General features: G+C 73.1%; 15 protein-coding genes and 1 tRNA gene. 2 read left to right on the forward strand and 14 right to left on the reverse strand.

What is annotated here, in order from left to right; translation table 11 throughout:
* Positions 1 to 14: 14 nt before the first annotated feature.
* From thrC to ACFWJ4_RS01795, 5 genes are all read right to left on the reverse strand, one after another.
* Positions 15 to 1,115 carry a threonine synthase gene (thrC, locus tag ACFWJ4_RS01775; protein ID WP_380538235.1) on the reverse strand — a complete coding sequence of 367 codons (1,101 nt, stop codon included), beginning with the start codon at positions 1,113 to 1,115 and terminating at the stop codon, positions 15 to 17.
* Between the two features lie 10 nt (positions 1,116 to 1,125).
* The gene (locus ACFWJ4_RS01780) at positions 1,126 to 2,418 is read right to left on the reverse strand and encodes a homoserine dehydrogenase (RefSeq protein ID WP_359899981.1); all 1,293 of its coding nucleotides are present in this window, start codon (positions 2,416 to 2,418) and stop codon (positions 1,126 to 1,128) included.
* Between the two features lie 138 nt (positions 2,419 to 2,556).
* Positions 2,557 to 3,948 carry a diaminopimelate decarboxylase gene (gene lysA / locus ACFWJ4_RS01785; RefSeq protein WP_380538237.1) on the reverse strand — a complete coding sequence of 464 codons (1,392 nt, stop codon included), beginning with the start codon at positions 3,946 to 3,948 and terminating at the stop codon, positions 2,557 to 2,559.
* A gap of 89 nt (positions 3,949 to 4,037) precedes the next feature.
* The gene (gene argS / locus ACFWJ4_RS01790) at positions 4,038 to 5,699 is read right to left on the reverse strand and encodes an arginine--tRNA ligase (protein ID WP_380538239.1); all 1,662 of its coding nucleotides are present in this window, start codon (positions 5,697 to 5,699) and stop codon (positions 4,038 to 4,040) included.
* A gap of 83 nt (positions 5,700 to 5,782) precedes the next feature.
* Complete coding sequence (locus ACFWJ4_RS01795) at positions 5,783 to 6,274, reverse strand: PleD family two-component system response regulator (protein ID WP_380538274.1); 492 nt, start codon at positions 6,272 to 6,274, stop codon at positions 5,783 to 5,785.
* Between the two features lie 178 nt (positions 6,275 to 6,452).
* On the opposite strand from ACFWJ4_RS01795, the gene ACFWJ4_RS01800 reads away from it, so the two are divergent.
* Positions 6,453 to 6,524: transfer RNA gene (locus ACFWJ4_RS01800), tRNA-Arg, on the forward strand.
* A 144-nt stretch (positions 6,525 to 6,668) separates the two neighbouring features.
* Here the strand turns inward: ACFWJ4_RS01800 and ACFWJ4_RS01805 are convergent.
* From ACFWJ4_RS01805 to ACFWJ4_RS01820, 4 genes are all read right to left on the reverse strand, one after another.
* Entirely contained in the window at positions 6,669 to 7,646 is a 978-nt protein-coding gene (locus tag ACFWJ4_RS01805) for a trypsin-like serine peptidase (protein WP_380538241.1), read from the reverse strand.
* A gap of 129 nt (positions 7,647 to 7,775) precedes the next feature.
* Positions 7,776 to 8,726, reverse strand: a complete 951-nt coding sequence (locus ACFWJ4_RS01810) for a carbohydrate kinase family protein (RefSeq protein WP_380538243.1) — start codon at positions 8,724 to 8,726, stop codon at positions 7,776 to 7,778.
* Positions 8,727 to 8,807: 81 nt separating this feature from the next.
* Positions 8,808 to 10,448 carry an MFS transporter gene (locus ACFWJ4_RS01815; protein WP_380538245.1) on the reverse strand — a complete coding sequence of 547 codons (1,641 nt, stop codon included), beginning with the start codon at positions 10,446 to 10,448 and terminating at the stop codon, positions 8,808 to 8,810.
* A 222-nt stretch (positions 10,449 to 10,670) separates the two neighbouring features.
* Positions 10,671 to 12,395, reverse strand: a complete 1,725-nt coding sequence (locus ACFWJ4_RS01820; protein ID WP_380538246.1) for a DUF885 domain-containing protein — start codon at positions 12,393 to 12,395, stop codon at positions 10,671 to 10,673.
* A gap of 119 nt (positions 12,396 to 12,514) precedes the next feature.
* On the opposite strand from ACFWJ4_RS01820, the gene ACFWJ4_RS01825 reads away from it, so the two are divergent.
* Entirely contained in the window at positions 12,515 to 13,270 is a 756-nt protein-coding gene (locus ACFWJ4_RS01825; RefSeq protein WP_380538248.1) for a TetR/AcrR family transcriptional regulator, read from the forward strand.
* 337 nt (positions 13,271 to 13,607) lie between these two features.
* On the opposite strand, the gene ACFWJ4_RS01830 is transcribed toward ACFWJ4_RS01825, so the two are convergent.
* The 5 genes from ACFWJ4_RS01830 to ACFWJ4_RS01850 form a co-directional block, all read right to left on the reverse strand.
* Positions 13,608 to 14,459 (reverse strand): fumarylacetoacetate hydrolase family protein, encoded by an 852-nt coding sequence (locus tag ACFWJ4_RS01830; RefSeq protein ID WP_359899997.1) that lies wholly within the window; start codon positions 14,457 to 14,459, stop codon positions 13,608 to 13,610.
* 270 nt (positions 14,460 to 14,729) lie between these two features.
* Complete coding sequence (locus tag ACFWJ4_RS01835; protein ID WP_380538250.1) at positions 14,730 to 15,938, reverse strand: protein kinase; 1,209 nt, start codon at positions 15,936 to 15,938, stop codon at positions 14,730 to 14,732.
* Positions 15,939 to 16,041: 103 nt separating this feature from the next.
* The gene (locus ACFWJ4_RS01840) at positions 16,042 to 17,031 is read right to left on the reverse strand and encodes an ABC transporter substrate-binding protein (protein WP_380538252.1); all 990 of its coding nucleotides are present in this window, start codon (positions 17,029 to 17,031) and stop codon (positions 16,042 to 16,044) included.
* 44 nt (positions 17,032 to 17,075) lie between these two features.
* Positions 17,076 to 17,828: an amino acid ABC transporter ATP-binding protein gene (locus ACFWJ4_RS01845; RefSeq protein WP_380538276.1), complete on the reverse strand. Its 753-nt coding sequence runs from the start codon at positions 17,826 to 17,828 to the stop codon at positions 17,076 to 17,078.
* A gap of 53 nt (positions 17,829 to 17,881) precedes the next feature.
* Complete coding sequence (locus ACFWJ4_RS01850; RefSeq protein WP_380538254.1) at positions 17,882 to 18,892, reverse strand: amino acid ABC transporter permease; 1,011 nt, start codon at positions 18,890 to 18,892, stop codon at positions 17,882 to 17,884.
* Between the last annotated feature and the right edge of the window lie 8 nt (positions 18,893 to 18,900).

The raw sequence follows: 18,900 nt of genomic DNA on the forward strand, positions 1-18,900 counted from the left end.
CGTGCCGGCGCCCGTTACCGGTCGAGCAGCCCGAGGCTGCGGGCGGCCGCCTCCGGGTCGATCGGGACGATCTGCGGCTGCGGCGCGCCGGCCACCGCCCAGTCCGGGTCCTTCAGGCCGTTGCCGGTCACGGTGCAGACGATCCGCTGGCCCGGGTCGACCAGACCGGCCTCCGCCTTGGCCAGCAGACCGGCCACCGAGGCGGCCGAGGCCGGCTCCACGAAGACGCCCTCCTGCGAGGCCAACAGCCGGTAGGCGGACAGGATCTGACGGTCCGTCACCTTGTCGATGAGGCCGCCGGACTCGTCCCGCGCGGCGAGCGCGAAGTCCCAGGAGGCCGGGTTGCCGATCCGGATCGCGGTGGCGATGGTCTGCGGCTTGAGCACCGGCGCGCCGTCCACGATCGGGGCCGAGCCGGAGGCCTGGAAGCCCCACATCCGCGGGGTGCGGGTGGCGAGGCCGTCCGCGGCGTACTCGCGGTAGCCCTTCCAGTACGCGGTGATGTTGCCCGCGTTGCCGACCGGCAGGACGTGGATGTCCGGGGCGTCGCCGAGCATGTCGACGATCTCGAAGGCCGCGGTCTTCTGGCCCTCGATCCGCGCCGGGTTGACCGAGTTGACCAGCGCCACCGGGTACTTCTCGGACAGTTCGCGCGCAAGGGTGAGGCAGTCGTCGAAGTTCCCGTCGACCTGCAGGATCCTGGCGCCGTGCACCAGCGCCTGGCCCATCTTGCCGAGGGCGATCTTGCCCTGCGGGACGAGCACCGCGGAGACCATCCCGGCCCGCACCGCGTACGCGGCGGCGGAGGCCGAGGTATTGCCGGTGGACGCGCAGATGACCGCCTGCGCGCCCTCCTCCTTGGCCTTGGAGATGGCCATCGTCATCCCGCGGTCCTTGAAGGAACCGGTCGGGTTGGCGCCCTCGACCTTGAGGTAGACCTCGCAGCCCGTGCGCTCGGAGAGCACCTGGGCGGGGACCAGGGGCGTGCCGCCCTCCAGCAGGGTGACCACCGGGGTGGCCGCGGTGACCGGCAGGCGGTCCCGGTACTCCTCGATCAGGCCGCGCCACTGGTGGGTGTGCGCGCCTCGGACGACGTTCTCGGCAACGGCGTTCATGGCTGGTTCCTTATTCCCCTTCGACCCTCATGATGCTGGCCACGTCCCGCACGCTGTCCAGCGCGCGGAGCTTGTCGACCGTCGCCGACAGCGCGGCGTCGGTGGCACGGTGGGTGACCACGACGAGCGAGGCGTCGCCGTCGCGGCCCTGCTGGCGCACGGTGTCGATGGAGACGCCGTGCTCGGCGAAGACGGACGCGACCTGCGCGAGCACGCCCGCGCGGTCGTCCACGTCCAGGCTGACGTGGTAGCGGGTGACGACCTCGTCCATCGGCTTGGCCGGCAGCCGGGTGTACACCGAGTCACCGGGACCGGTGGCGCCGGCCAGCTTGTTGCGGCAGACCGCGACCAGGTCGCCGAGCACCGCGGAGGCGGTCGGCGAACCGCCCGCGCCCGGGCCGTAGAACATCAGCCGGCCGGCCGCCTCGGCCTCGACGAACACCGCGTTGTACGCCTCGCGGACGGAGGCCAGCGGGTGCGACAGCGGGATCATCGCCGGGTGGACGCGCGCGGTGACGGACTCGCCGTCCGCGGCCCGCTCGCAGATCGCGAGCAGCTTGACCACGCAGCCCATCTCCTTGGCGGAGGCGATGTCGGCCGCGGTCACCTCGGTGATGCCCTCGCGGTAGACGTCCGCCGCGGTGACCTTGGTGTGGAAGGCGATGCCGGCCAGGATCGCGGCCTTGGCGGCGGCGTCGAAGCCCTCGACGTCGGCCGTCGGGTCGGCCTCGGCGTAGCCCAGCGCGGTGGCCTCCTCCAGCGCCTCCGAGTAACCGGCGCCGGTGGTGTCCATCTTGTCGAGGATGAAGTTGGTGGTGCCGTTGACGATGCCCAGCACCCGGTTGACCTTGTCACCCGCGAGGGACTCGCGCAGCGGACGCAGCAGCGGGATCGCGCCCGCCACCGCGGCCTCGTAGTACAGGTCCACCCCGGCCCCGGCGGCCGCGGCGTGCAGCTCGGTGCCGTCCTTGGCGAGCAGCGCCTTGTTGGCGCTGACCACCGAGGCGCCCTGCCCGAAGGCGGACAGGATCAGCGATTTGGACGGCTCGATGCCGCCCACCACCTCGACCACCACGTCGATGTCGCCCCGGTTGACCAGGGCCTCGGCGTCGGTGGTGATCAGGTGCTCGGGGACGCCCGGGCGGGTCCGCCCGGCGCGGCGGACCGCGATCCCGGCCAGCTCGACCGGAGCACCGATGCGAGCGGCGAGGTCGTCGGCCGTCGTCGTCATGATGCGCGCCACCTCGGAGCCCACCACACCACAACCCAGCAACGCCACCTTCAGCGGGCGCGTACGCATCATCCGACTCCGCTCTGCATTCATCAGCTTCGGTAATTTCCGGCGGGTTTTCCTGGACCGCCGGGAACTTCGGTCCGTACCAGTCTCCGGGACTTTCCGTACGGATCTACGGTCGTTCCATGATCTGAGACAAGGATTTCGTCATCCGATATCCAGACGCAGGAGATCCTCCTCCGTCTCGCGCCGGACGATCACCCGTGCCGCACCGTCCTTGACGGCGAGCACGGGGGGCTTGAGGGCGTGGTTGTAATTGCTCGCCATCGAACGGCAGTAGGCGCCGGTGGCGGGCACCGCGATCAGGTCGCCGGCGGCCAGGTCGGCCGGCAGGAAGGCGTCCCGGACGACGATGTCGCCGGACTCGCAGTGCTTGCCGACCACCCGCACCAGCATCGGCTCGGCGTCGCTGGTGCGCGACACCAGGGCCACCGAGTACTCGGCGTCGTACAGCGCGGTGCGGATGTTGTCGGACATCCCGCCGTCCACGCTGACGTAGGTGCGCAGGCCCTCCAGCGGCTTGACGGTGCCGACCTCGTACAGCGTGAACGCCGTCGGGCCCACGATCGCCCGGCCCGGCTCCACGCTCAGCCGGGGGGTGTCCAGGTTCGCGGCGGCGCACTCGCGGCGGACGATGTCGGCCAGCGCGGCCGCGATCTCGGCCGGCTCGCGCGGGTCGTCCTCGCTGGTGTACGCGATGCCGAGGCCGCCGCCGAGGTCGATCTCGGGCAGCTCGACGCCGTGCTCGTCGCGGATCCCGGCCAGCAGGCCGACCACCCGGCGGGCGGCCACCTCGAAGCCGGCCATGTCGAAGATCTGCGAGCCGATGTGCGAGTGGATGCCGCGCAGCTCCAGGCTGTCGTGGCCGAGCACCCGGCGCACCGCCTCGGCGGCCGCGCCCCCGGTGAGGGACAGGCCGAACTTCTGGTCCTCGTGCGCGGTGGCGATGAACTCGTGGGTGTGCGCCTCGACGCCGACGGTGATCCGGATCAGCACCTGCTGGCGCACGCCCTGGCGGGCGGCGATCGCGGCCAGGCGCTCGATCTCGTCGTAGGAGTCGACCACGATGTGCCCGACGCCGGTCCTCACCGCGTGTTCGAGCTCGTCCGTCGACTTGTTGTTGCCGTGCAGCGCGATCCGCCGCGGCGGCATCCCGGCGGCCAGCGCGACCGCCAGCTCGCCCGCGCTGCACACGTCGAGGTTGAGGCCCTCCTCGTGCAGCCAGCGCACCACGGCCTTGGAGAGGAACGCCTTGCCGGCGTAGTAGACGTCCGCCTCGGTGCCGAAGGCGTCCCGCCAGGCGCGCGCCCGGGAGCGGAAGTCCTCCTCGTCCAGCACGTAGGCCGGGGTGCCGAACTCGGCGGCCAGCCGCTTGACGTCGACGCCGCCGACGGTGGCCACGCCCTCGGCGTCGCGGGCGACGGTGCGCGACCAGACCTTGGGGTCGAGCGCGTTCAGGTCGGCGGGCGGGGCCTGGTAGTGGCCCTCGGGCAGGACATCGCCGTGGCGGGGGCCTGCCGGGTGTGCGGAGCGGCTCATCTTCGTAGATCCTTCGAGACCTATGGCGAGGGGCGGCGACGGTCCACGTTGACCGTCAGCCGCCCCCGCTGTGCGCTTGGGGGTGGTGCCTACATCCGCTCGGGCGCCGTCACGCCCAGGAGCGTGAGGCCGTTGGCGAGCACGGTGCGCGTCGCCTCGACCAGCCAGAGGCGGGCGCGGTGCGTGTCGTTGAGCTCCTCGTCGCCCTTGGGCAGGAACATGCAGTTCTCGTACAGGCGGTGGTACTTGCCCGCGAGCTTCTCCAGGTACACGGCGACCCGGTGCGGCTCGCGCAGCTCGCCGGCCGTGGCCAGCACCCGCGGGAACTCCGCGAGGTGGCCGAGCACGTCGGACTCCCACTCGGTGGCGAGCAGCTCGGGCTTGAACTGCTCGACCGTGCCCTTGTCCACGCCCAGCTCGGCGGCCTTGCGCGCCACACCGCACATCCGGGTGTGCGCGTACTGGACGTAGAAGACCGGGTTCTCGTTGGTCTGGCTGGTCAGCAGGTTGATGTCCAGCGTGATCGTCGAGTCCGTGGAGGAGCGCGCCAGGGTGTAGCGGGCGGCGTCCACGCCGATCCACTCGACCACGTCGTCGATCGTGATGATGTTGCCGGCCCGCTTGGACATGCGGACCTCTTCGCCGTCGCGAAGCATCTTCACGAACTGGCCGATCTTCACCTCGATGTTGCGGTTCATGTCGTCGCCCGCGCAGGCCGAGATGGCCTTGAGGCGGTTGACGTAGCCGTGGTGGTCGGCGCCCAGCATGTAGAGCGCGACCTCGGCGCCGCGGTCCCGCTTGGACAGGTAGTACGCGGCGTCGGCGGCGAAGTAGGTCTTGTCGCCGTCGGCCTTGATCAGGACGCGGTCCTTGTCGTCACCGAAGTCGGTGGTGCGCAGGAAGACCGCGCCGTCCTGCTCGAAGACGTGGCCCTGCTCGCGCAGTCGGTCGATGGCCTTCTCGACCGCGCCGGAGTCGTGCAGCGTCTTCTCCGAGAACCACACGTCGAAGTGGGTGCCGAACTCGTCCATCGAGCGCTGGATCTCGGACACCATGAGCTTGAGGCCCTCGGTGCGGAAGACCTGCAGCTGCTCGTCCTCGGGCAGGTCGAGCACGCCCGGGACCGCGTCGGTGAGCGCCTTGGCGATGTCGACGATGTACTCGCCGACGTACCCGCCCTCGGGCACCTCGCGGCCGTTCGCGGCGGCCTGCAGCGAGGCGGCGAACTTGGTGATCTGCACACCGGCGTCGTTGAGGTAGTACTCGGTGGTGACGTCGGCGCCGGAGGCCCGCAGCACGCGCGCCAGCGAGTCGCCGACGGCGGCCCAGCGGACGCCGCCGATGTGGATCGGGCCGGTCGGGTTGGCGGAGACGAACTCCAGGTTGATCTTCAGGCCGCCGAGGGCGTCGTTGCGGCCGTAGGCCTCGCCCGCCTCGACGATGGTGCGCGCCAGCGCACCGGCGGTGGCGGTGTCCAGGGTGATGTTCAGGAAGCCCGGACCGGCGATGTCGACCTTGGCGACGCCGGTGATCCCTCGCAGTCGCTCGACCAGCAGCTCGGCAACGGCTCGCGGCGGCTTGCCGGCCGCCTTGGCGAGCTGGAGGGCCACGTTCGTCGCGTAGTCGCCGTGGTCCCGGTTCTTGGGCCGGTCGACCGTCACGTGCTCGGGCACGGCGACGGCCAGCTCGCCCGCCTCGACGGCGGAGCTCACTGCGGCCTGGATTGCCTGGGAAAGGTCTGCGGGGGTCACGACGCCAAGCGTAGGCGAGACGGGGTGCCCGCCCGCCACTCGGTTTACCGGTTGAGACGCCGGGGTGCCGTCGTTACGGGGTCTCAGCCGCGATCGGTGCGCTCTGTTCGCTCAGGGCGAACTGCCGCGGCGGCTTCACCGGCCCTGTCGCCGGCCTGCTCGCCGGTCTCTGCGCCGGCCTCTTCGCCGGGCGGCCCGCCGGGGTGCCCGGTGAGCCGCATCAGGCGTCGCACCAGGGCCACCAGGTCGGCCGGATCGAAGGGCTTGCCGAGGTAGCCGTCCACCCCGACCGTCTCCCCCAGGTCGAGGTCCGCCGGGGTGCAGGCGCTCACGATCGCGATCGGCAGCCGGCTGGTGTCCGGGGTGGCGCGCAGCCGGGCCGCCGTCCGCAGGCCGTCCAGCCGCGGCATCACCACGTCCAGCGTCACCACGTCCGGCTGCACCCGGCGGATGACCTCCAGGCACTCGGCGCCGTCGGCGGCGGTCACCACCTCGAAGCCTTCGAGCTCCAGGTTGACCCTGATCAGCTGGCGGATCACCTCGCTGTCGTCCACCACGAGGACCCGCCCGGACACTCCCGACACCTCACCGAGGGTATCGGCGGCCCCGCCGCCCCGTCCGGCCTTTGGGCACTTCCGCTCCCCCGCCCGCCGGGCCGCCGCGACGATCTTCGGGGAAACCCGTGCACGGGCCGCGTCCGAAGCCTGGTAGTGTTCTCCACGTCGGAAGCGCGAGCGACCGACAGGCCAACAGGCCCCCGTAGCTCAGGGGATAGAGCACCGCCCTCCGGAGGCGGGTGCGTAGGTTCGAATCCTACCGGGGGCACTCACGCAGTCATTGCGAGAGTGTAATCAGGGCCCAGATCAGTGGAGTTGATCCACGATCTGGGCCTTTGTCGCGTTCCGGGCCCGGTGGGGCCTGACCGCACGGGGCCGGACCGGGCCCGGCGCGGAACCGGGCCCGACGGGCTCAGGAGGCGGCCGCCTCCGCCTGGGCGTACAGGTCCGCGATGGTGTGGTCGAAGTAGGCGCTGTAGGAGACGTCGTCGGTGTCGCCGCCCTGCTGGTAGCCGCCGATCGCGCCGATCACGTCGCCGGTGGCGGTGTTGATCCAGGGGCCACCGCTGGTGCCGGACGGGTAGGCCGGGCAGTGCACCACCCGCTGGTAGGCGCTCTGCTGCCCGGTGCTGTTGGTGCACAGCAGGGGCGTCTCGGAGTCGGCGGGGTAGCCGTAGAGCCGGACGGTGGCGTCGAACGGCTCGTCGGCGCCCAGCCGGTTGCCGCCGACCACGTCCTCGACGTTGCGGCCGTTGCTGGGGGCCGTCTCCAGGATCGCGAAGTCCTCGTCCACGTCGCCCTTCTGGGCCCAGCCGGCGGTGGTGTGGATCGCGGTCACCTGCCAGGTGCCGTACGGGGCGGAGCCGTCGCGGTAGCCGGGGGCGAAGGTGACGCCGTCGGTGCTGCTGAGGCAGTGCGCGGCGGTCAGCAGCAGGTTGGCGGTGGCGCTGTGCAGCACGCTGGCGGTGCAGAAGTGGTTGCCGGCCGCCAACGCGCCGCCGAACAGTGCGCCGACGGTCCCGGCTTCACGGTCGCCGGCCGGGGCCGGGCCGGTGGTGCCGAGGGCGACGTCGGAGGCGGCGGGAGCGGCGGCGGGGGCGGCCGCGGTGGACGGGTCGACCGGCGGCGGGGCGGCGGTCGGGGTCGCGGGCGCGGGCGTGGAGGACGCGGGGGCCGCGACCTGGGTGGCCGCCGCCGGATCGGTGGCCGGGGCGGGCGCGGCGGCGGCACGGGTGCTGCGGGCCGCCTTCCCGGCGGCCGTCGCGTCCGACAGGTTCAGCCCGTGCGTCCCGCTCAGCAGGGCGGCGACCGCCACCGCGGACAGCACGGTGAACAGGGACGGGGCCAGGAGTCTGCGGCGGCGCGACCTCTGGCGGCTGTGCTTGCCCATGCCTGTTTCTCCTGCCGGGGCGATCGGGGGCGGCGTTCGGTCAACGACTATGCCGCCTCAGCCTGGTAGGGGCGTGACCGGCTCCTTGGAGCTCGATGAGAAACCCGCCACCCGGCCGCACCCCCGACGTCACGGACCGGCGAGCACCGCATCCAGTTCGGCGGCTCCGACGAAGGCGGTGTGCGTCCCGGCGGCGGTGCAGGCGAAGGCCCCGGCCACCGTACCGGCCCGGGCGCAGTCCAGCGGCGAACGGCCCTGGAACCAGGCGTACAGGAAGCCCGACACGAAGGCGTCCCCGGCGCCGTTGCTGTCCACCACCGGGCGGCCCGGGTCGACGGCCGGCAGGTGGCGCGGCGCGGGGTCGTCCCGGGTGAGCAGGTGGCAGCCCTCGGCGCCGGCGGTGGCGACGACCACCCGCGCGCGCCCCTCGGCGAGGATCGCGCGCATCACCTCCTCGTGCCGGCCGGGGCAGCCGGCCGCGGAGAGGAAGACCAGGTCGGAGCCGAGCGCGTACGCACGGCGGTACGGGTCGACGCCGTCCCAGTCGTGCAGGTCGGTGGAGGTGGTGCGGCCGAGGCGGTGGAGGTCGCCGTACATGTCCCGGTTGACGCCGGTGATGGACAGGTGGACGTGCCGGCTGCGCTCGGCGTACGGCAGGTAGAGGTCGCGCGGCAGCCGCAGGTCGGCGGGGTGGCGGGCGTCGAAGAAGGAGAACCGGCGGCCGGCCGCGTCCACCAGGTTGACCCCGCGCGGGGTGCCGTGCGGGCTCACCAGGTGCGCGAAGTGCAGGCCGTGGCGCGCGTAGTGGGCGCGGATCAGGTCGCCCTGGGCGTCGTCGCCGAGGAAGTCGATGAACGCGGTGCGCAGGCCGAGGTGGTGGGCGCCGAGGGCGACGCCGTTGCCGGTGTGGCCGACGTAGTCCCGCACCGGTTCGACGAGCTGCGAGTCGCCGGGCGGGACTTCCAGCCGCTCGACCCGGACGATGGTGTCCACGCCGGCGCCGCCGACGACGAGCAGGTCGAACTCGGGCTGCGCGGCCCCGGGCGGCACGTTCTCGGGCGGCACGTTCTCGGACAGCACGGCGGCGCCTCCTTGATCCCTGGACGGTGGCCAGGAGTCAAGCAGGCGCCGGAGGTTGACTGCAAGACCTTGCTGCAAATTTCAATCGACCGACGGCCGCTCCGCTCCGGTCTCCACCCCGGCCTCCGCCCGCCCCTCGCCCGCGGGGCGGACGTTGGCCCTGACATCGGCCGCGGCCGCCGCCCGCAGGTCCGTCGGACGACCGTCCCCGGCCGGTACGGCCGCGGCCGGCGCCTCCGCCCCGGAGGCGCCGCCCTCGACGGCGGTGGCCTCACCGGGCGCCGGCCGGTGGTTGATCATCAGCACCGCGACCAGCGCGGCCGCCAGCAGGACGCCCATCGCCACCCAGGTCGCGACCACGTAGCCGTGCACCGCGCCCTCGGCCCGCACCGCCGGGTCGGAGGCGATCCGGGTGGCCAGGAAGCTCGCGGTGGCACTCGCCGCGATCGTGTTCAGCAGCGCCGTGCCGACCGAGCCGCCCACCTGCTGGGCCGAGTTGATGGTGGCCGAGGCCGCGCCGGTCTCGTTCGGGGCGACCCCGAGGGTGGCCAGGCTCATCGCCGGCATGAACACCAGGCCCATGCCGAAGCCGAGCAGCAGCTCGGCGGGCAGCACCATGCCGGCCCACGCGCTGTCCACCCGCATCTGGGTCAGCCAGGCCATCCCGGCCGCGGCGAGCAGCAGCCCCGGGCCGATCAGGTTCCGGGACGGCACCCTGGTCATCAACCGGGCCGCGACGCCCGTCGAACTCAGCACGATGGCGGCCGTCATGGGCAGGAAGGACAGACCGGACATGATCGGCGAGAAGTGCTTGATGGCCTGCAGGTAGTAGGTCAGGAACAGGAACAGGCCGAACATGCCGACCATCGCCAGGCCCACCGAGAGCGCGCCGCCACCGCGGTTGCGGTCGGCGACGATGTGCAGCGGCAGCAGCGGGTGCGCGGTGCGCCGTTCGACCAGCACGAAGGCCGCGAGCAGCGCCACGCCCAGGACCAGCGAGCCGATCACCAGGCCGTCGCCCCAGCCCCGGCTCACGGCCTCGGAGGTGCCGTAGACGATCGCCAGCAGGCCGCCGCAGCCGAGCAGTGCCCCGGGCAGGTCCAGCGGCGTCCGGCGGCCCTTCCCGACGTGGTCGCGCTTCAGCACGTTGAACGCCGCGAAGGCGGTGACGACGGCGATCGGCACGTTGACGAACAGGCACCAGCGCCAGTTCAGGTACTCGGTCAGCAGCCCGCCGGCGATGAAGCCGATCGCGGAGCCGCCGGCGGCGATCGCACCGAAGATGCCGAAGGCCGTACTGCGTTCCCGTGGATCGGAGAAGGTGGTGGAGAGCAGCCCCAGCGCGGAGGGCGCAAGCAGGGCGCCGAACGCCCCCTGGAGGGCACGGGCGCCGAAGAGCATGGCCGGGCCGACCGCCGCGCCGCCGAGGGCGGAGGCGAGGGCGAAGCCCAGCAGGCCGACGGTGAAGACGCGCTTGCGGCCGAAGAGGTCGCCCAGCCGGCCGCCGAGCAGCAGCAGGCCGCCGAAGGCGAGCGTGTAGGCGGTGATCACCCACTGCCGGTCGGCGTCCGAGATGCCCAGGTCCCGCTGGGCGGACGGCAGTGCGATGTTCACGATGGTGATGTCGAGCACGATCATGAGCTGGGCGGTGGCGATGACGGCCAGCGCCCACCAGCGGCGGCGGTCCGCGTCCTCATGACCGGTGACGGTTTGCGCAGTCACTGATCGAGCCTTCCGGAGTGGGGCGGAGAGGTCACGCAGTCGCCTTCCAGCCAAACTCCGCTCCGGACGGATGGCAAGGAAAAACCTCACCAAATCGGACTCCGGGGACAAAAGAACCAGACCCCCGGGACTCCGGACCGAGTCCCGGGGGCCTGGTTCCCGGCCCCGCGGCCACCGCCGGCGCCGCGCCGTGCCCGACGCGCGCCCGACGGCGCACGGCCGTCAGAGCGCCGAGAGCTCCTCGACCAGGTCGTCCAGGCCCAGCGAGCCCTGCGAGAGCGCCGCCATGTGCCAGGCCTTGAGGTCGAACTCCTCGCCGCGCGCCTCGTGCGCCGCCTTCGCCGCCGCCCGTCCGCGCAGCCAGGCGCGCTCGCCGAGCTTGTAGCCGATCGCCTGGCCGGGCAGGCCCAGGTAGCGGACCAGCTCGCTGTCCAGGAACTCGGCGGACAGGCCGCAGTACAGGCCGAAGAACTCCCGGGCGTCCTCCGGGGCGACCGGCTCGCCCGGCTTGTACGGGGAGTCCGCCGGGAAGTCCAGGCCCACGTGCATGCCGATGTCGACGATGACCCGCAGCGCGCGCATCATCTGCGCGTTGAGGTAGCCCAGGCGATGGCCCGGGTCGGTGAGGTAGCCGAGCTCGTCCATCAGGCGCTCGGCGTACAGCGCCCAGCCCTCCAGGTTGGCGCTCACCCCGCCGAGGCTCACCTGGTAGGTGGAGAGCCGGTCGGCGACGTAGTTCCACTGCGCGAGCTGGAGGTGGTGGCCCGGCACGCCCTCGTGGTACCAGGTGGAGACCAGGTCCCAGACCGGGAAGCGGTCCCGGCCGACCAGCGGCAGCCAGGTCCGCCCGGGGCGGCTGAAGTCCAGCGAGGGCGCGGTGTAGTACGGCGCGGCGGCGCTGCCGGCCGGGGCGATCCTCGACTCGACCCGGGTGACCGGCTCGGCCAGGTCGAAGTGGGTGCCCTGGAGGTCCCGGACGGCCTGGTCCATCAGGCCCTGGAGGTACTCCCGGGTGGTCTCGGCGCCCTCGATGGCCGGGCCGTCGGTCTCCAGCCACTGCATCGCCGCCAGCGGGCCCGCGCCCGGCAGGACCTTCTCGGCCTCGACCTCCATCTGCGCCAGCAGGTCGTGGAACTCGCTCCACGCCCAGGCGTAGGCCTCGTCCAGGTCCAGGTCGGCACCGGTCCAGTAGCGCACCCAGCGGACGTAGCGCTCCCGGCCCGCGGTGTCCGGAGCGCCGGCCGCGGCCGGGCCGTACACGTCGCGCAGCCAGTCGCGCAGCTCGGCCAGCGCCTCGGCGGCGGCCACCGCGTGCTTCGACAGCTCGGGGAGCAGGGCCTCCGGCGCACCCTGGACGAACTGGCCGAACCAGGCACCGGGCACCCGCTCGTCGGCCGGCGTGTCCTCGCCCAGCCACTCGGCGAACTGCCCGAGCACCGTGGTCACCTGGCGCGGGCCGGACAGCAGGCCGCGCTCGACGCCCTCGGCCAGCGTCCGCCGGTACTGCTCGAACGCCACCGGGATCCTCGCCATGCGGCGGCCGACCACCTGCCACTCGGCCTCGGTGTCGGTCCCCATCAGGGTGAAGGATTCCCGCAGGTCGTGCACCGGGGAGCCGAGGTTGCGCAGCGAGCGGAAACTCTCCCCGGCCTCGTGAACGGCGAGTTCGGCGGAAAGCCGCTCGCGCAGCAGCCGGGCGCAGCGGCGCTCGGCCTCGTCCTCGGCCGCGCCGGTCCGCTCGGCCTCGTCGAGCTTCGCCAGGGTGCGGCGAGCGAGGTCGGCCAGGGCCTCGGGGCCGGCCGGGGAGAGGTCGGGCAGCCGGTCGTCATCGAGGTTGAGGCCGAGGTACACCGCGGTCAGCGGGTCGAGCTCGGCCAGTTCGCGGACGTGGTCGTCGGCGATGCGGCGAGGGGTGGCGCCGTCGGCGGTGATCAGTTCTTCACGCATTCCGACATCATTTCGTGGCGCGGCCGCTTTGCAACCCCTTTGCGAGTGGGGTTCGCCTGCGAAAATCCGTTCGGCGCGACAGGATCGGATCGGCCCGACGCCCATTACGCTTGGCCGCCATGGAAGCCAGCCCCACCTCGGCAGGTCAGGCGCCCGTACCGGCCTCGTCCGAGCCGCGTCCGCGCCGCACCGGCTACCGACGGCTGCCGGTCCAGCAGCGGCGCGAACAGCTGATCGCGGTCGCCCTGGAGCTGTTCGCCTCCCGGCCGCCCGAGGAGGTGAGCCTGGACGACGTCGCCGAGGCCGCCGAGGCCTCCCGCCCACTGGTGTACCGCTACTTCGCGGGCGGCAAGCAGCAGTTGTACGAGGCCGCGCTGCGCACCGCGGCGGACGAGCTGACCAGCCGCTTCGCGGTGCCGCTGCGCGGGACGCCGTCCGAGCAGCTGTCGGCGGTGCTGGACGGCTACTTCGCCTTCGTGGCCGAGCACGACGCGGGCTACTCGGCGCTGCTGCGCGGCGGTTCGGTGGTGGAGACGGCCCGCACCTCGGCGATCGTGGACGACGTCCGGCGGGCGGCGCTGCGGCGCACGCTGCGGCACCTGGGCGTGCGGGAGGCCGGGCCGCGGCTGACGCTGCTGGTGCGCTCGTGGATCGCGGTGGTCGAGGGCGCGTCGCTGAGCTGGCTGGACGAGGGGCGCGCGCTGCCGGTGACGGAGCTGCGCGACTGGCTGGTGGACCAGTTCACCGCGATGGCCGCGGCGACGGCGCTGCACGACCCGCAGACGGCCGAGGTGCTGGCGGGGGTGCTCGCGCTGGAGGGGCCGCGGCCGCAGCGGGCGGAGCGGCTGCGGGCGGTCCTGGGCGGCGCTTCGTAGCTCGCGGTTCCGGGGCCGGGCGACCTCTCCGCTCCGGGGCCGCACGACGTCAGGGCCGCAGGACTTCAGGGCCGCACGACTTCGCGGCCGCGGGTCGCGGCGGCCCTCCCGACCCCCGTGCCAAGGGTCGGGGCGGCCTCGGCCGTTAGGGCCTGTCTGACAATTCCCACCGGGTGCGCGACGCCGGGGCACGCACCTCGCCGCGTTGTCGTCGGTCGCCAATGGCCCCCAGCCTGGCGGCCGGGAGGTGCCCCCACCGCAGTGGCTCCCTCCTCCGCCTTGCGATGCACGCACCCCGACACCGCGCCCTGATCCGACGCGAATTGTCAGACACGCCCTAGGCCTTGCCGAGCACCTGGCGCTGGCGGCCGAGCCCGTCGATCTCGATCTCGACCACGTCGCCCGGGGCGAGGAACGGCGTGCCGGGGCGACCCAGGGTGACCCCGGCCGGGGTGCCGGTGATGATCACGTCGCCGGGCTCCAGCACCATGAACCGGCTCGCGTAGCGGACCAGTTCGAGCACCGGGAAGACCATCTCCGCGGTGCTGCCGTGCTGCCGCTGCTCGCCGTTGACCCAGAGCCGCAGGGTCAGCGCCTGCGGGTCGGCCACCTCGTCGGCGGTGACCAGCCAGGGCCCGAGCGGGGTGAAGGTCTCCGCCGACTTGCCCTTGTCCCACTGGCCGCCGCGCTCGAACTGGAAGGCCCGCTCGGTGACGTCGTTGGCGATCGTGTAGCCGGCGATCACCCCGGCCGCCTCGGCGTGCGAGTCCAGGTAGCGGGCGGTGCGGCCGATCACGACGGCCAGTTCGGCCTCGTAGTCGGTCTTCTCGCCGCCGCGCGGCACCAGCACCTCGTCGTACGGGCCGACCACGGTGGAGCTCGGCTTGAGGAAGATCACCGGCTCGGCCGGGATCGCGGCCCCGGCCTCGGCCGCGTGGTCGCGGTAGTTGAGCCCGATGCCGACCACCTTGCCCGGCCGGGCCACCGGTGCGCCCACCCGCAGGCCGTCGAGGTCCACCACCGGCAGGAGGCCGGAGGCCGCCTCCCGGGCCAGCGCGGCCGGGTCCAGCCCGGCCAGGAAGGCCCCGTCGAGGTCGCGGGCCCGCCCCGAGAGGTCGTACGCGGTGCCGTCCTCGCCCAGGACGACCGGGCGCTCGGCGCCCGCGGGTCCGACGCGCAGGAGCTTCATCGATCCGTCACCAGCCTTTCGTCGCAGCTCACCGGGGCGGCGCGGACGCCGCTCCCGTGTCCGGCAACGAGGTATACCAACGCGTCCGGGTCGCGGACCAGACCGTCCCGATGGGCGAAATCCTCCCGGTTCCCGCCCGGGCCGCGGCCCGGGCTCGGCGGCCCGCACGGTTGACACCCGGCGGGCGTCCGGCCCACGGGCCGGCGGAGCGGGTAGGCGGGGCGGGCCGGCAGCGCGGGTCGGCGGTGACTCCGGGCCGCGCGGGACGCCTCAGTCGCCCGGCGCGCCGCCGAGCAGCACCCCCAGGCTCAGCGCCCGCGGCCGGCCCGGGCCGAGCCGGGCGGCCTCCCGCTGCCAGTGCGCGAGGTCGCGCCGCGCGTCCGCCCGGGCCTCCGGGGTGGCGCCGGGCACCTGGGCCAGCTCGTCCAGCAGCGCGACGGCGGCGCCCGGGCTGCCGTCCCGGGCCAGCCAGAGGGCCAGGTCGTGGCAGGTGCGCAGGGTGCGCGGGTCGTCCGGTCCGCAGATCCGGGCGAAGTCGGGCACGAGCGCGGTGAGGATCTCGACCGCCTCCGCCGACTCGCCGGCCTCACCGTGCCGCCAGGCCCGGTCGGCCCGCCGGCGCAGCTGCTCCGGGCTGGGGTCGTCCGGGCGCAGCATCCCGGGCCGGACGACGCGCAGCCGCTCCAGCACCTCGGCGGCCCCGGCGGGCCGCTGCTCGGGCCGCTTGGCGAGCAGTTCGGCGATCAGCGCGCCCAGCGCGGGGTCCTTGCTGCGGACCCGGGACGGGACCTCCTCCAGGTGTCGGTACATGTACTCGGCGGCCGAGGCGGCGCGGAACGGGCGCGCGCCGGTGCAGACCTCGTACAGCATGATGCCGAGCGCGTAGAGGTCGGCCCGGCCGTCCACCACGCCGCCGGACCAGCACTCGGGCGCCAGGTACGGGACGGTGCCGACCACGTTGCCGGTGGAGGTGAGCCGGACGGTCTGGGTGACCAGTCGGGCGATGCCGAAGTCCAGGACCTTGGCCCGCTCCCCGTCCTGCGCGATCATCACGTTCTCGGGCTTGATGTCCCGGTGGACGATCCCCGAGCGGTGCGCGGCGTCCAGCGCCTTGCACACGTGCCGTATCCAGCGCAGCGCCTGCTTGTGGTCCGGCCGGCCGTCCTTGAGCACCTCGGACAGCGCCCGGCCGCGGACCAGCTCCATCACCAGGTACGGGATCTTCCCGGAGCCGGTCTCCGTCCACCCGTAGTCGTACACGGTCACGATGTGCGGATTGTTGAGGCCGCCGGCCGTCCGGGCCTCGCGGACGAACCGGCTGACCGCCTCCCGGTCGGTGGCGTGCTCGGCGAGCAGCACCTTGACCGCGACCTCCCGGTCGATGGTCGTGTCGGTGGCCCGCCAGACCACGCCGAACCCGCCCCTGCCCAGCTTCTGCTCCAGCCGGAAGCGACCGCCGAGCACCTCGCCCTTCTCCATGCCCTCCCCCAACTCGACCGCGCCCGCCCGGCATTCGCCGTCGGGAGGGGGTCACCATAGCGGCGGGCGGGAACGAACGGGTGAACGTCCCCGGGCCGCCCTCCTACGGCTTGGGCCTGGGCAGCCCGGGCGGGTTGATCTCCGAGTTCGGCACGGCCTCGTTGTCCAGGCCCCAGCGCTTGAGCACCTGCCCGTACGTGCCGTTGCGGATCAGTTCGTCGATCGCCCCGTTCAGCGCCTTGACCAGCCCGTTGTCCTTCCGGGTGGTCGCCGCGATCTTGCCGAGGACGTCCGCGCCGCCGCCCGAGTAGGTGCCGACGACCTCGGTCTCGCCGGTCTGCACGGCGTGGAAGGCCAGGCTGGGGTTGGGGCCGGTGTAGACCTCGATCCGGCCGGAGGCGAGCGCCAGGTAGTACTCGGTGCCCTGGAAGTACTTGATGTCGATCGGCTTGAGCCCGTTCCTGACGTTCTCCTCGCTCCAGGAGACCAGCAGCTTCTCCTGGTTGGTGCCGGTGGCGACGCCGACCGCCTTGCCCGCGAGGTCCTTGGGTCCGGTGACCTTCAGGCCGCCGCCCTTCTTCGCCTCGAAGCCCAGGACGTCCAGCCGGTAGGTGGCGAAGTCGTACTTCTCCTTGCGCGCCTCGGTGACGGTGATGTTGGAGACGCCGACGTCGTACTTGCCGCTGTCCAGACCGACGAAGATGTTCTCCCAGGAGACCGGGTTGAACTCGACCTTGAGGCCCAGCACGTTGCCGATCAGGGAGGCGAGGTCCGGCTCGACGCCGATGATCGTCCGGTCGTCGTTGGCGTAGAAGTCCAGCGGCGGGGTGGTGCCGATCGAGTCGACGACGGTCAGCGTCCCCTTCTTCCTGATCTCCTCCGGGACCAGCGCGGCGATCGCGTCGACTTTGGGCGTGGTGACCCGGTTCTGGTCCGGCGAGAGGTTCACCACCGTGCCGTCCGGCGCGGTGCTGCCCCTGGCCGGGGCGAGTTCCGCCGACGCGCCCGTGGCGGAGCCGCCGCAGCCGGCCAGGGCGAGGGCGGCGGCGAGCGCGCCGGCGGCGGTCACGAGGGCGCGACGGGGTAGGGACATGGCGGAACTCCTGCTCGGTGAAGGGGGGTTGGGGGAAGGGAAGGTCAGAGGACCTTGGCCAGGAAGGCCCGGGTGCGCTCGTGCCCCGGCCGGTCCAGGACCTCGGCGGGCGGGCCCTGCTCGACCACCACGCCGCCGTCCATGAAGACCACGGTGTCGGCGACCTCGCGGGCGAAGCCGATCTCGTGGGTGACCACGATCATCGTGGTGCCGCTGCGGGCGAGGTCCTTGATGACGTCCAGCACCTCGCCGACCAGCTCCGGGTCGAGCGCCGAGGTGGGCTCGTCGAACAGCAGCACCTTGGGCTCCAGCGCCAGCGCCCGGGCGATCGCCACCCGCTGCTGCTGCCCGCCGGACAGCTGCCGGGGGTAGGCGGCGGCCTTGTCGGCCAGCCCGACCCGCTCCAGCAGCGCCAGCGCCGCCGCCCTGGCCTCGGCCTTCGGGCGGCGCAGCGCGGCGACCGGCGCCTCGACCAGGTTCTCCAGCACGGTGAGGTGCGGGAACAGGTTGAAGTTCTGGAACACGAAACCGATGCCGGTGCGCTGGCGCAGCACCTCGCGCTCCTTGAGCTCGTACAGCCGGTCGCCGGAGCGGCGGTAGCCGATCAGCTCGCCGTCGATGGCGACGTGGCCGCGGTCCAGCTTCTCCAGGTGGTTGATCGCCCGCAGCAGGGTGGACTTGCCGGAGCCGGACGGGCCGAGCACCACGGTCACCGAGCCGGCCGGGACGTCCAGGTCGACCCCGCGCAGCACCTCCAGCCGGCCGAAGCTCTTGTGCAGGCCGCGGACCCGCACCATCGGGGCGGCCGGGGCCTGGCCGGGAGGGTTCGGATCGGGCTTCGTCAGCGTGGTCACGACTGTCCTCCGGGGGTACGGGCGGCGGCGGGCCGGGTGCGGTCCGGCAGGCTCCGGGCGAAGGCCCGGACGCGCTGCCACGGGGTGGGCAGCGGGGTGCGCTCGGCGCCGCGGGCGAAGTGGCGCTCGACGTAGTACTGGCCGATCGAGAGGGCGGTGGTCAGCAGCACGTACCAGACGGTGGCGACCATCAGCAGCGGCACCACCCGGCCGGTGCGGCCGTAGACGACCTGGGCCTGGTAGAAGAGTTCGCCGATCGCCATCACGTAGACCACCGAGGTGCCCTTGAGCAGGGAGATCACCTCGTTGGCGGCGGCCGGGAGGATGCCGCGCATCGCCTGCGGCAGCACGATCCGCCGGCCCTGCCGCCAGCGCGGGATGCCGAGCGCGGCGGCGGCCTCCCGCTGGCCGGCGTCCACCGCGATGATGCCGCCGCGGATGATCTCGGCGGCGAACGCGGCCTGGTGCAGTCCCAGGCCGAGCACCGCCGCACCGAGCGCGCTGAGCACCCCGACCGTCTCGACCTCGCCGAAGGTCGGGCCGAACGGGATGCCGATCCCGAACCGCTTGTACAGGTAGGAGAGGTTGAACCAGAACACCAGCTGGACGATCAGCGGGATCGAGCGGAACACCCACACGTAGGCCCAGGCGATGGAGCGCAGGATCGCGCTGCGGGACAGCCGCATCGCGGCCACCGCGGTGCCCAGCACGAAGCCCAGCACCGTGCCGTAGGCGGTGAGTTCGAGGGTCCGTCCGATCGCCCGGAGGATGGTGTCGGCGGTGAAGTAGAGCCGGAACGTGGCCCAGTCCCAGCCGGGGTTGGTGGCCAGGCCGTGGGCGAACTGGGCGAGCACGACCAGCGCGGCGATCCCGGCGGCCCAGCGCCAGGGGTGGCGGGCGGGCACGGTCCGCAGGCCGGCCAGTGCGTCGAGGTCGAGGTCGGGGGCGGCCGGGGCCGGGGCCGGGGCCGGCCGGGTCACGGTGGTCACGGTGGTGGTGACGGTCATCGGAGGTC

Origin of the sequence: Kitasatospora sp. NPDC127067, assembly GCF_042724755.1 — a bacterium.
Classification (GTDB): domain Bacteria; phylum Actinomycetota; class Actinomycetes; order Streptomycetales; family Streptomycetaceae; genus Kitasatospora; species Kitasatospora lactacystinica.

Excerpts from the sequence above, each read along its gene's own strand:
- ACFWJ4_RS01805 (WP_380538241.1), bottom strand. The coding sequence starts at position 7,646 with ATGGGCAAGCACAGCCGCCAGAGGTCGCGCCGCCGCAGACTCCTGGCC.
- ACFWJ4_RS01820 (WP_380538246.1), bottom strand. The coding sequence starts at position 12,395 with ATGCGTGAAGAACTGATCACCGCCGACGGCGCCACCCCTCGCCGCATC.
- ACFWJ4_RS01835 (WP_380538250.1), bottom strand. The coding sequence starts at position 15,938 with ATGGAGAAGGGCGAGGTGCTCGGCGGTCGCTTCCGGCTGGAGCAGAAG.
- ACFWJ4_RS01850 (WP_380538254.1), bottom strand. The coding sequence starts at position 18,892 with ATGACCGTCACCACCACCGTGACCACCGTGACCCGGCCGGCCCCGGCC.
- ACFWJ4_RS01780 (WP_359899981.1), bottom strand. The coding sequence starts at position 2,418 with ATGATGCGTACGCGCCCGCTGAAGGTGGCGTTGCTGGGTTGTGGTGTG.
- lysA (WP_380538237.1), bottom strand. The coding sequence starts at position 3,948 with ATGAGCCGCTCCGCACACCCGGCAGGCCCCCGCCACGGCGATGTCCTG.
- ACFWJ4_RS01845 (WP_380538276.1), bottom strand. The coding sequence starts at position 17,828 with ATGGTGCGGGTCCGCGGCCTGCACAAGAGCTTCGGCCGGCTGGAGGTG.
- ACFWJ4_RS01825 (WP_380538248.1), top strand. The coding sequence starts at position 12,515 with ATGGAAGCCAGCCCCACCTCGGCAGGTCAGGCGCCCGTACCGGCCTCG.
- ACFWJ4_RS01830 (WP_359899997.1), bottom strand. The coding sequence starts at position 14,459 with ATGAAGCTCCTGCGCGTCGGACCCGCGGGCGCCGAGCGCCCGGTCGTC.
- ACFWJ4_RS01840 (WP_380538252.1), bottom strand. The coding sequence starts at position 17,031 with ATGTCCCTACCCCGTCGCGCCCTCGTGACCGCCGCCGGCGCGCTCGCC.
- thrC (WP_380538235.1), bottom strand. The coding sequence starts at position 1,115 with ATGAACGCCGTTGCCGAGAACGTCGTCCGAGGCGCGCACACCCACCAG.